The sequence below is a fragment of the Pseudomonas fluorescens genome, assembly GCF_030344995.1.
Lineage (GTDB): Bacteria > Pseudomonadota > Gammaproteobacteria > Pseudomonadales > Pseudomonadaceae > Aquipseudomonas > Aquipseudomonas fluorescens_BF.
The window spans coordinates 1,754,782-1,766,199 of sequence record NZ_CP128260.1 but is presented as its reverse complement, the minus strand read 5'-3'; the positions used below and the strand labels follow the sequence as shown (position 1 = coordinate 1,766,199).

At 63.2% G+C, this 11,418-nt stretch carries 10 protein-coding genes; 1 reads left to right on the top strand and 9 read right to left on the bottom strand.

Going from position 1 to position 11,418, the window contains the following annotated elements:
- Window positions 1–69 precede the first annotated feature (69 nt).
- Genes QR290_RS07945 through QR290_RS07935 form a run of 3 tightly spaced genes read right to left on the bottom strand, consistent with a single transcriptional unit; the run spans window position 70 to window position 2,096 of the window.
- The gene (locus QR290_RS07945; protein WP_262194341.1) at window positions 70–687 is read right to left on the bottom strand and encodes a TPM domain-containing protein; all 618 of its coding nucleotides are present in this window, start codon (window positions 685–687) and stop codon (window positions 70–72) included.
- Window positions 688–715: 28 nt separating this feature from the next.
- Window positions 716–1,474, bottom strand: coding sequence for a TPM domain-containing protein (locus QR290_RS07940; protein WP_289204665.1), 759 nt, complete (start codon window positions 1,472–1,474; stop codon window positions 716–718).
- A 13-nt stretch (window positions 1,475–1,487) separates the two neighbouring features.
- A complete protein-coding gene (locus tag QR290_RS07935; protein WP_115076847.1) occupies window positions 1,488–2,096 on the bottom strand; it encodes a LemA family protein in 609 nt (202 codons plus the stop codon).
- Window positions 2,097–2,356: 260 nt separating this feature from the next.
- On the opposite strand from QR290_RS07935, the gene bglX reads away from it, so the two are divergent.
- A complete protein-coding gene (bglX, locus tag QR290_RS07930; protein WP_289204664.1) occupies window positions 2,357–4,648 on the top strand; it encodes a beta-glucosidase BglX in 2,292 nt (763 codons plus the stop codon).
- A 75-nt stretch (window positions 4,649–4,723) separates the two neighbouring features.
- Here the strand turns inward: bglX and QR290_RS07925 are convergent, their stop codons facing one another.
- The 6 genes from QR290_RS07925 to QR290_RS07900 form a co-directional block, all read right to left on the bottom strand.
- Window positions 4,724–5,881, bottom strand: a complete 1,158-nt coding sequence (locus QR290_RS07925) for a phospholipase D-like domain-containing protein (RefSeq protein WP_192563818.1) — start codon at window positions 5,879–5,881, stop codon at window positions 4,724–4,726.
- A 1-nt stretch (window position 5,882) separates the two neighbouring features.
- The gene (locus QR290_RS07920; protein ID WP_064594019.1) at window positions 5,883–6,473 is read right to left on the bottom strand and encodes a YceI family protein; all 591 of its coding nucleotides are present in this window, start codon (window positions 6,471–6,473) and stop codon (window positions 5,883–5,885) included.
- An 81-nt stretch (window positions 6,474–6,554) separates the two neighbouring features.
- Window positions 6,555–7,325, bottom strand: a complete 771-nt coding sequence (locus QR290_RS07915) for an IclR family transcriptional regulator (RefSeq protein ID WP_289204663.1) — start codon at window positions 7,323–7,325, stop codon at window positions 6,555–6,557.
- 59 nt (window positions 7,326–7,384) lie between these two features.
- On the bottom strand, window positions 7,385–8,842 hold the full coding sequence (locus QR290_RS07910; RefSeq protein ID WP_289204662.1) for an amidase: 1,458 nt from the start codon (window positions 8,840–8,842) through the stop codon (window positions 7,385–7,387).
- On the bottom strand, window positions 8,839–10,149 hold the full coding sequence (locus QR290_RS07905) for a citrate-proton symporter (protein WP_115076842.1): 1,311 nt from the start codon (window positions 10,147–10,149) through the stop codon (window positions 8,839–8,841). Before QR290_RS07905 ends, QR290_RS07910 begins: the two co-directional genes overlap by 4 nt.
- Window positions 10,150–10,228: 79 nt before the next feature.
- Complete coding sequence (locus QR290_RS07900; protein ID WP_289204661.1) at window positions 10,229–11,404, bottom strand: M20 aminoacylase family protein; 1,176 nt, start codon at window positions 11,402–11,404, stop codon at window positions 10,229–10,231.
- Between the last annotated feature and the right edge of the window lie 14 nt (window positions 11,405–11,418).

Genomic DNA, 11,418 nt, shown 5'->3' with positions numbered 1-11,418 from the left:
AGGCTCCCTCTCCTCCTGGGAGAGGGCTGGGGTGAGGGGTGGTTCTAAAGCCAAACGCAAAAATCAAAGCTACCCCAACACCACCAACCGATTCGGCAACTCATTCCTGACCTGCGTCACCGGCACATGCACCTTGAGCAACTCCCCACACGCCTCGATACACGTGACAAAGCCCTGCAACGTCTGCCCCTGCCGCACCTGCTCGGTAAACGCCGCGACAATCGAATCCCAGCTCTTGTTATCCAGCTTCTTGGAAATCCCCTCATCCACCAGAATCTCCACATACCGCTCCGCCTCGCAGACAAAAATCAGCATGCCGGTGCTGCCCACCGTGTGATGCAGGTTCTGTTCGAGAAACTGCCGCCGCGCCAGGTTTGACGCGCGCCAGTGCCGGACACGGCGTGGCACCAGATGTGTGGTGATTTTCGGCAAGCGAAACAACAGGCACAGCACGATGAAAATGCCCCACTGCACCAGCAACAGGCTGCGCATCGTCAGCCAGCCGGTCAGGTAATGCACGATCCCCGGCACCACCAGCGCCAGCAGGCTGGCCCACAGCAGCGGGATGTACGCATAGTCATCGGCGCGGGCCGCGAGCACCGTCACCAGTTCGGCGTCGGTGTCGCGCTCGACCCGGGCGATAGCCTCGGCGACCTTGCGTTGTTCGTGTTCAGTCAGTAATGCCATGTCGTGAAGTGCCTGCTCATTATTGTTATCACCAGCCGCCGGAGGACCCGCCCCCGCCGAAACTGCCACCGCCGCCGCTGAAGCCCCCGCCCCCGCCTCCACCGCCGCCGCCAAAACCTCCGCCACCGAAGCCGCCCCCTCCTCCGGAGCCACCCCGGCCGGCGGGAAGGATACCGAGCATCTGGCAGACAAAAACAGTCAGGATGAACAACATCACCAGAAATACGAACAACGCCGGGTGCCGCGAGACAAAATCATCGGCAGGATCACCGGCCGATTCGTACACCGTGGAAGGCTCGTCCAATGGATTGCCGCCCAGCACCACCAGCATCGCCGCCACACCGTCACTGATGCCTTTGCTGAAGTTGCCGGCCTTGAACGATGGCGTGATCACCTGATGGATGATCACAGAACTCTGCGCATCGGTCAGACGATCCTCCAGCCCGTAGCCGACTTCGATGCGCAATTTGCGCTCGTCCCGGGCGACGATCAACAGGGCGCCGTTGTTCTTGTCCTTCTGGCCGATGCCCCAGTGCCGGCCCAGTTCGACACCGTAGTCCTCGATGGTCGAGCCTTGCAGGTTCGGCAGTGTCACGACCACCAGTTGCTCGCCGGTCGCCTGTTCGTGGGCCTGCAACTGCTGGCTCAGTTGCGCGCGCACCGACGGTTCGATCATCTGCGCGTCGTCCACCACCCGCCCGGTCAGTGCCGGGAAGGTCAACTCGGCCCGGGCGCTGACGGCGAACAGCCACAGCATCAGCACCAGGCCCATCTTCAACACACGCATGGGCATCCCCGGCTCAGAACTTCACTTCCGGGGCCTTGTCCGCGCCGGGGCTGGTGGCTTCGAAGGTCTCACGGATCGGCAGGTTGCTGTACATCACGCTGTGCCACAGGCGACCAGGGAAGGTGCGGATTTCGGTGTTGTATTTCTGCACCGCCAGAATGAAATCCCGGCGGGCCACGGCAATGCGGTTTTCGGTGCCCTCAAGTTGCGATTGCAGGGCGAGAAAGTTCTGGTTGGCCTTCAGGTCCGGGTAACGCTCGGACACCACCATCAACCGACTCAAGGCACCGGTCAGTTGATTCTGGGCCTGATCGAACTGCTTGAGCTTTTCCGGGTTGTCGAGGGTGTTGGCATCGACCTGGATCGACGTCGCCTTGGCCCGGGCCTCGATGACTGCCGTCAGGGTTTCCTCTTCGTGCCTGGCGTACCCCTTCACGGTTTCCACCAGATTGGGGATCAGGTCGGCGCGGCGCTGGTACTGGTTCTGCACCTGGCCCCAGGCGGCCTTGGCCTGTTCGTCGAGGGTCGGGATGTTGTTGATGCCGCAAGCGGTCAACAACGTGGCCAGCACCAGCAGGGTGGCGACCTGCAAACGCGAGCGGTAGACAGGACTGACATTCATCGGACGGGTGCTCCCTTGCACATTTCATGAATAATGAATCGCGAAACATTCTCAGCCGGCGGTTGGGGCATAATCGCCCGCGCCACTGGATTGCAGCGGGCCGATGGGCTAAAAAGAGGCCCTGCGCGATCACGTCGCCGAAACGTTCGACGTACATTCGGCTGTCGTTTTCTGAATCAGCACCCGAACAACAATAGTCGCTCCCTAAATTTTGGCTGGCCGGCATTGCAACGCCGTTTAGGCCCTTGAGAAAACTATTCATGAAGAAGCTGTGTTTGCTGGGCCTGTTCGTCAGCCTGGCCAGTCATCAAGTACTGGCCGCCACGACCCCGGTACCCCTGGAAAACAAGGACGCGTTCATCAGCAACCTGATGAAGCAAATGACCCTCGACGAGAAGATCGGCCAGTTGCGCCTGATCAGCATCGGCCCGGAAATGCCCCGCGAGCTGATCCGCAAAGAGATCGCCGCCGGCAACATCGGCGGCACGTTCAACTCGATCACCCGCCCGGAAAACCGTCCGATGCAGGACGCCGCCATGCGCAGCCGCCTGAAGATTCCGATGTTTTTCGCGTACGACGTGATCCACGGTCACCGTACGATTTTCCCGATTCCGCTGGCTTTGGCGTCGAGTTGGGACATGGACGCCATCGGCCAGTCCGGGCGCATTGCCGCCAAAGAGGCCGCCGCCGACAGCCTCGACATTACCTTCGCGCCGATGGTCGATATCTCCCGCGACCCGCGCTGGGGCCGCAGCTCCGAAGGCTTCGGTGAAGACACCTACCTGACCTCGCGCATCGCCAAAGTCATGGTCAAGGCCTATCAGGGCGAGACCCCGAGCGCGGCCGACAGCATCATGGCCAGCGTCAAGCACTTCGCCCTGTACGGCGCGGTCGAAGGCGGTCGCGACTACAACACCGTCGACATGAGCCCGGTGAAGATGTACCAGGACTACCTGCCACCGTACCGCGCGGCTATCGATGCCGGCGCCGGTGGCGTGATGGTGGCGTTGAACTCGATCAACGGTATCCCGGCCACCGCCAACACCTGGCTGATGAACGACCTGCTGCGCAAGGACTGGGGCTTCAAGGGCCTGGCGGTCAGCGACCACGGCGCGATCTTCGAACTGATCAAACACGGCGTGGCCCGCGACGGTCGTGAAGCGGCGAAGCTGGCGATCAAGGCCGGCATCGACATGAGCATGAACGACACCCTGTACGGCAAAGAGCTGCCGGGGCTGCTCAAGTCCGGCGAGATCGAACAGAAAGACATCGACAACGCAGTGCGTGAAGTGCTCGCTGCCAAGTACGACATGGGCCTGTTCAAGGACCCGTACCTGCGCATCGGCAAGGCTGAAGACGATCCGGCCGACACCTACGCCGACAGCCGCCTGCACCGCGCCGACGCCCGTGAAGTGGCGCGTCGCAGCCTGGTGTTGCTGAAGAACCAGAACGAAACCCTGCCGCTGAAGAAAACCGCCAAAGTCGCGCTGGTCGGCCCGCTGGCCAAGGCCCCGATCGACATGATGGGCAGTTGGGCCGCCGCCGGTCGTCCGGCGCAATCGGTGACCCTGTTCGACGGCATGAGCAATGTGATCGGCGACAAGGCGAACCTGATTTACGCCCGTGGCGCCAACATCACCAGCGACAAGAAGATCCTCGACTACCTGAACTTCCTCAACTTCGATGCGCCGGAAGTGGTCGATGACCCGCGCCCGGCCAACGTGCTGATCGACGAAGCGGTGAAAGCCGCCAAGGACGCCGACATTGTGGTTGCGGCCGTGGGCGAGTCCCGTGGCATGTCCCACGAATCGTCGAGCCGCACCGACCTGAACATCCCGGAAAACCAGCGTGAGCTGATCCGTGCCCTGAAAGCCACCGGCAAGCCGCTGGTGCTGGTGCTGATGAACGGTCGTCCGCTGACGATTCTGGAAGAGAAAGAACAGGCCGACGCGATTCTGGAAACCTGGTTCAGCGGCACCGAGGGCGGCAACGCCATCGCTGACGTGCTGTTCGGCGACTACAACCCGTCGGGTAAACTGCCGGTGACCTTCCCGCGTTCCGTAGGCCAGATCCCGACCTACTACAACCATCTGAGCATTGGCCGGCCGTTCACGCCGGGCAAACCGGGCAACTACACCTCGCAGTATTTCGATGACACCACAGGTCCCCTGTTTCCGTTCGGTTACGGCCTGAGCTACACCAACTTCAGCCTGAGCGACATGGCGCTGTCCTCGACCACCCTGAACGCCACCGGCAAGCTCGACGCCAGTGTCATGGTCAAGAACACCGGCAAGCGCGACGGCGAAACCGTGGTGCAGCTTTACATCCAGGACGTGACCGGTTCGATGATCCGTCCGGTCAAGGAGCTGAAGAACTTCCAGAAAATCATGCTCAAGGCTGGCGAGCAGAAAGTCGTGCACTTCACCATCACCGAGGATGACCTGAAGTTCTACAACGCCCAGCTCAAGTACGCGGCCGAGCCTGGCAAGTTCAACGTGCAGATCGGCCTGGATTCTCAGGACGTGACGCAGCAGAGCTTTGAGTTGCTGTAAGTAACACTGCGAAACCAATGTGGGAGCGGGCTTGCCCGCTCCCACATTCGACTTATGGAATGCTCGGAATCAGAGTTATCCGCGTCTGTCGAGCAAGTTGACCACCACCCGATCCACCCAGCCCCACACCCTCTGTTTCACCCGCCGCCACAACGGCCGGCGCTGCCATTCCTCCAGACTCACCTGCTGACTCAGGCCGAAGTCCTTCTCGAAACTCGCCGCCACCGCTGCCGTCAGTGACGGATCCAGCGCTTCCAGATTCGCTTCAAGATTGAAGCGCAGATTCCAGTGATCGAAGTTGCACGAACCGATGCTGACCCAATCGTCCACCAGCACCATTTTCAGGTGCAGGAAACACGGCTGGTATTCGTAGATTTTCACCCCGGCCTTGAGCAGGCGCGGGTAGTAGCGATGCCCGGCATAACGCACCGACGGATGATCGGTGCGCGGCCCGGTCAGCAGCAGGCGCACGTCGAGGCCACGGGCGGCGGCCTTGCGCAGGGAGCGGCGGATTTTCCAGGTCGGCAGAAAGTACGGCGTCGCCAGCCAGATCCGCTGCTGACCGCTGTTCAGTGCGCGGAACAGCGATTGCAGAATGTCCCGGTGCTGGCGGGCGTCGGCGTAGGCCACGCGGCCCATGCCCTCGCCCGTGTCCGGCACGCGGGGCAATCGCGGCAGGCCGAAATGCGCGTTGGGCCGCCAGGCCCGGCGATGGCGGTTGGCGATCCATTGGCGGTCGAACAGCAACTGCCAGTCGAGTACCAGCGGGCCGGTGATTTCCACCATGACCTCGTGCCATTCGCTGGTGTCGTGGCCCGGCGTCCAGAATTCGTCGGTGACCCCGGTGCCGCCGACCACCGCCAGACGCTGGTCGACCAGCAACAGCTTGCGATGATCGCGATAGAAATTACCGACCCAACGCCGCCAGTTCAGCCGATTGTAAAAACGCAGCTCGACCCCGGCACCGGTCAGCCGTCGACGCAGCGTGAGGGTGAACGCGAGGCTGCCGTAATCATCGAACAGGCAACGCACCCGCACGCCCCGCTCCGCCGCCAGCACCAGCGCCTGCACGATGGTTTCGGCACAGGCGCCGGCCTCCACCAGATACAGCTCCAGTTCGATCTGCTCGCGGGCGCGGGCAATCTCGTCGAGCATGCGCGGGAAGAATTGCGGGCCGTCGATCAACAGCTCGAAGCGGTTGCCATCACGCCACGGAAACACCGCGCCGCGCATGTCAGCGCGCCGTGAAGATCAGCACCGCACCCACCGGCACCGACAGACTGATGGCCGACAGGCCGGCCATGTTGCGCAAGCTTTCCAGCCCTGGCAGCAGATCGAAATCCTCGGCGCTGATCACCAGCGGCTCCAGCGTCACCACTTGAAAGCGTCGGTCATCGAGGCGCGTGGCGAGCAGTTCGGCGGGGTATTCGTGCTGTTTGCCGTGCAGGTTGACGGTCAGCGGCAGGCGCAATTCAAGCTGCGCGCCGGGGGCCAGATCGTTGATCGGGCGCAGGTCGATCTGGGTGGTGATGGTCGCTTCGGGGAATTGTTCGATCTGGAACAGTTCCTTGCGCATGCGCTCGTCGCGCAGCGGGATGCCGCTGTTGATCGAGTCCAGCTCGACTTCGACCACGGCGCGGCCATCGGGATCGACCTTGCCGTGCAGCACCAGAAAGCGCTGCACTTCAGAAATATTGGCGTTTTTCGTGCTGACGAACGACAGCCGCGATGACTCGCCGTCCAGATACCAGTTGGCCTGGGCCGGCAGCGCAGCGGCGCCCAGCAGCAGGCCGGCGAAGGCGTTGCACAGAGAACGGTTGAACATTGAAGACTCGTGGGGCCGATAAACCTGCACGAACCTTAACTGGCCGTGGCGTTATTGCAAACTGTCAGTCTCTGCAAACGCTCAGGCCAACGCCTGCTGCACCTCGCCGATGGTCGACGCGAGGCTGTTGAGGTGCAGGCTCAGCACCCGCTCCACCGGCGCCTGATCCATCGGCCAGTGCAGCGCCATGCTGCCGACCAGCCGCCCCTGCGCACGAATCGGCAACGCCACCGCGCGAATCAGGAACGGCAGGCGCACCGGGTATTCCCAATAGCCTTCGGTACGCTGGCCGAAGCCCTGATGCAGGGCTTGCTCGGTGGCCTGCAATACACCGTCATCCGCCAACTGTTCGCGTTCGGCCAGACGTTTTACGTCCTGGCTGTCGAGCTCGCCGAGGCACGCGCGGCCCATCGCCGAATGAAACAGGCTCGCGTGATGGCCGACGATCTGGCAGTTGGTTGGATAGCGTTTGCGCAACACCTGCGGAATCGCACTTTCCATCACTTCGACCCGTTCGCCGTCGAAGCACGACAGATCCGCCACCAGCCCGGTGCGCTCGCTCAGCTCCAGCAACATCGGCGCGGCGCTCTCCACCAGATGACGTTTGAAGCGTTGCTGGCGATCACCGAACAGGCGCTTGGCGCACAACCTGTAGCGGCGGTCGCTGAGGCCGCGGTAGACCCAGCCCTGCTCCTGCAAGGTCGCGAGCATCCGCGACACCGTGGCCTTGGGCAGGGTCGTCAGGTAGTGCAATTCCTCCAGCCCCAGCGCCTGATGCTCGCCGAGCAATTCGACGATGGCCAGCGCCCGTTCGACCGAGCGCACGCTGCCGGTGTCTGCCTTGCTGCCCATGTGTTCGACCTCCATGGATGTGGATGAAAGATCACTTCGTGCAGCAAGATGCGGGCCGCTCAGGCCGATTGCAGGCATGCCGGCGGTCGCCGTTCGACCCAGCGGGTCAGCTGTTCATGGGCGTAGGCCAGTTGCAGCACCGCCCGATCCGCCTGGGCCCGGCCGATGATTTGCAGGCCCATCGGCAGCCCGGCCGGGTTGAAACCGACCGGCACGCTGATGCTCGGCAACCCCGCCAGGGTCGGGCCGATCACCACCTCCATCCAGCGGTGATAGGTATCCATGGTCTGCCCGCCGACGACTCGCGGCCACGGTTGCTGTGCATCAAAAGGGAACACTTGGGCGGTGGGCAACAGCAGGAAATCGTAACGTTCGAACAACTCGCTCAACGCGCGATACCACTCGCTGCGCGCAACCGATGCCTGATAGACCTCGGCTGCCGTCAGACGCAAACCGCCCTCGATTTCCCATTGCGCTTCGGGTTTGAGCAGCGCCCGTTTTTGCGGATCGGCATAGGCCGCGCCGAGGCTGCCCTGCACCAGAAAATGTCGGTGGGTGAGCCAGGTCTGCCACAGGCGTTCCATTGAAAAGTCCGGCTGACAGGCCTCGACCTGACAGCCCAGCGCACTGAAATCCGCCAGCGCCGATTCGCACAGGCTCAACACGCCGTCGTCCATCGGCAGATAGCCGTTGTAATCGCCGAGCCAGCCGAGGCGCAGACCGCTGCAGTCCTGTTGAAGATCCAGCCCGAAATCCCGTGGTTCATCGGCCAGCGACAGCGGCACGCGCGGATCATAGCCGGCCTGGGTCGAGAGCAACCGCGCGACGTCGGTGACCGTGCGCCCCATCGGTCCTTCGGTGGCCAGTTGCTGGACGAACACTTCCGGCATCGGGCCGTGAGGCACGCGGCCCTGGGACGGGCGGAAGCCGAACACGTTGTTGAACGCCGCCGGGTTGCGCAGCGAGCCCATCATGTCACTGCCATCGGCCACCGGCAGCAGGCGCAGGGCCAGCGCCACCGCCGCCCCGCCGCTGCTGCCGCCGGCGATCAGGCGCGGATCGTAGGCGTTGGTGGTGGTGCCGAACACGCTGTTGTAGGTCTGCGAGCCGAGGCCGAACTCCGGGACATTGCTCTTGCCGATGATGATCGCGCCGCAGTCGCGCACCCGCGCCACGCTGATCGCATCGTGCTGGGGCACTTGCTCGGCGAACAGTGGCGAGCCCAGGGTCGTGCGCAATCCGGCAGTGGCCGCCAGGTCTTTGATCGCCTGGGGCATGCCGTGCATCCACCCTCGGGACTCGCCGCGATCCAGTTGCCGATCGCACTCATCGGCTTCGCTCAGCAATACGTCTTGCGGGCGCAGCGAGACCAGCGCGTTGACCGCCGGATTGAAGCGATCAATGTGCGTCAGGTACGCCTGCATCACTTCGCGACACGACACCTTGCGGGCATGGATCGCCCGGGACAGCGCATCGGCGTCGAGGGCGACAATCGGATCAATGGCTAACGGACTCACGGTTTCACTCCCAGGTTGAGCGCAACGGATTTCTTTGCGCGGGGTGCCTCCTGCAAACAGTAAGTACCGAGCAGGGTCAGCAGGCAAGCGAACAACACATAGAACGACGGCGCCACCGGGGTGTTCAGAACTTTGCTCAGCCAGGTGACGATCAGCGGCGCGAAACCGCCGAACACCATCACCGCCACGTTGTAGGCCACCGACACCCCGGTGGAGCGCACTTCAATCGGAAACTGCTCGGCCAGCGCCGTCGGAGCCGGGCCGAAGAACCCGCCAATCGCCGTGCACAGCAGTAGTTGCATCACCAGCAGGCGCTCGATCGACGGCGCCGCCGCGACCCACACGTAAAGCGGATAGACCATGACGAAAAATGCCAGGGTGAACGCCATCAGCACTGGTCGCCGACCGAGGCGATCCGACAGTGCGCCGGAGAACGGAATCACCACGGTCATCAATCCCACCGCGAGCATCTGCACCAGCAACACCTGATCCAGCGGCAGGCCGAGGTTCTTGTGGGCGAAGGTCGGCATGTTCACCAGCACCACGTAAAACGACACCGTTGCCCCACACGCCAAACCCATCGACACCAGCAGACTGCGGCGATGTTCGCGCAGCACCTGCCACAGGCCTGGCGCTGCGCCTTTGGCTTTCTTGCGCGCTTCGAGAAACTCTTCCGGCTCTTCCATGTGCTTGCGAATCCACAAGCCCACCGGGCCGATCAACAGGCCGATCACGAACGGAATCCGCCAGCCCCAACTGTCCAGCGCCTCGGGGGAAAACAGGTGCGTGACCAGCGCCACCATCGCCGCGCCGCTGAACACCGCCAGGCATTGCCCGACCAGTTGCCACGAACCGTATAAACCCTTGCGATGGGCCGGCGCACTCTCCACCAGAAACGCCGTGGCGCTCGCATATTCACCGCCCGTGGCAAAGCCCTGAAGCATCCGCGCCACCACGATCAGCAACGGCGCGCCCATGCCGATGGCAGCGTAGTTCGGCGCGAACGCGATCAGGGCGATGGACACGGTCATCAGGCGGATGATCATCTGCATCGCGGCTTTTCGACCTTTGCGGTCGGAATAAATGCCGAGCAGGATGCCGCCCACCGGGCGCATGAAAAAGCCGACGCCGAAAGTCGCCAACGCCATCAGCAGCGAAGCGTAGTCGTCGTCGGACGGGAAAAATTGCCGGGCGATGATGCTCGCCAGAAAGCCGTAAACAATGAAGTCGTACCATTCCAGGGCGTTGCCGATGACGGCGGCGACCACTTGCCGAGTGCGCGAAACGCCTGCGTTCGAAGTCTGCATGGGGATTCTCCAGAAGCTGTTGGTTGACCACGCAGGCACGTGCGCACCTGCGTTCCAGCGGCAGCAAAAAGTGAAGAAATCAGGCCGGCTTGAGCCAGCTCTCGGTGAGCGCGCCCCAATACGCCGCGCCGGTCAGCAGAATGTCGTCGTTGAAGTCGTAGGCCGGGTTGTGCACCATCGGCCGCGCCACGCCGTTGCCGATGAACAGATAGGCGCCGGGGCAGCGCTGGAGCATCCAGGCGAAGTCCTCGCTGCCCATCAGTTTGGGTGTGTTGCCATCGACGGCGTCGGCGCCGACCAGTTCGACACCGACCTGACGGGCGAACTCGGTTTCAGCGATGTGGTTGACCAGCACCGGGTAGGCCGGGCGGTGTTCGATGGTCGAGGTGCAGCCGAAGCTTTCGGCCTGGGCTTCGATGATCGAGCGCACGCGATTGAGGGTCTGTTCGCGGACCTCGGCATTCAGTGCTCGCAGGCTCAGGCGCAGGATCGCCTGTTGCGGAATCACGTTCGCCGCCTCGCCGGCCTGCAATGCGCCGACCGTCACCACTGCCGCCTGCTGGGCATCGATGTTGCGGGCGACCACGGTTTGCAAAGCCATCACCACACTCGCTGCCGCGACCAGCGGATCCACCGCCAGATGCGGCATCGAGCCGTGGCCGCCGACGCCTTCAATGGTCACCGTGAGCAGATCCTGCGACGCCATCATCGGCCCTTCGCGAAAGCCCATGTGCCCCGCCGGCAGGCCCGGCATGTTGTGCATGCCAAACAGCGCATCGCACGGGAAACGTTCGAGCAGGCCGTCGGCAAGCATCGCTTCCGCCCCGCCCTGGCCCTCTTCGGCAGGTTGGAAAATCAGCGTCAGGGTGCCGTCGAACTGGCGGGTCGCGGCCAGATAACGCGCCGCACCGAGCAGCATCGCGGTGTGCCCGTCATGACCGCAGGCGTGCATGCAGCCCTGATGGCGGCTGCTGTAGGCGACGCCGGTGTTCTCGATGATCGGCAACGCATCCATGTCGGCCCGCAGCCCGAGTTTGCGTGTGCTGCTGCCGTTGCGCAGCACGCCGACCACACCGGTCTTGCCGACGCCGGTGTGGACTTCATAGCCCCACTCTTCGAGCGACCTGGCGACCAGCGCCGAGGTGCGGCTTTCTTCGAAACCGAGTTCAGGATGGGCGTGAATGTCCTGGCGGGTGGCGTGCAGGTCGCTGGCCACGTCGTTGAGCCAGGCCAGAATGTGCTGATGTCGCGGCATGACGGTTCTCCTCG

Coding starts and splice junctions, on each gene's coding strand:
- QR290_RS07920 (WP_064594019.1), bottom strand. CDS start 6,473: ATGTTCAACCGTTCTCTGTGCAACGCCTTCGCCGGCCTGCTGCTGGGC.
- bglX (WP_289204664.1), top strand. CDS start 2,357: ATGAAGAAGCTGTGTTTGCTGGGCCTGTTCGTCAGCCTGGCCAGTCAT.
- QR290_RS07940 (WP_289204665.1), bottom strand. CDS start 1,474: ATGCGTGTGTTGAAGATGGGCCTGGTGCTGATGCTGTGGCTGTTCGCC.
- QR290_RS07905 (WP_115076842.1), bottom strand. CDS start 10,149: ATGCAGACTTCGAACGCAGGCGTTTCGCGCACTCGGCAAGTGGTCGCC.
- QR290_RS07925 (WP_192563818.1), bottom strand. CDS start 5,881: ATGCGCGGCGCGGTGTTTCCGTGGCGTGATGGCAACCGCTTCGAGCTG.
- QR290_RS07935 (WP_115076847.1), bottom strand. CDS start 2,096: ATGAATGTCAGTCCTGTCTACCGCTCGCGTTTGCAGGTCGCCACCCTG.
- QR290_RS07945 (WP_262194341.1), bottom strand. CDS start 687: ATGGCATTACTGACTGAACACGAACAACGCAAGGTCGCCGAGGCTATC.
- QR290_RS07915 (WP_289204663.1), bottom strand. CDS start 7,325: ATGGGCAGCAAGGCAGACACCGGCAGCGTGCGCTCGGTCGAACGGGCG.
- QR290_RS07900 (WP_289204661.1), bottom strand. CDS start 11,404: ATGCCGCGACATCAGCACATTCTGGCCTGGCTCAACGACGTGGCCAGC.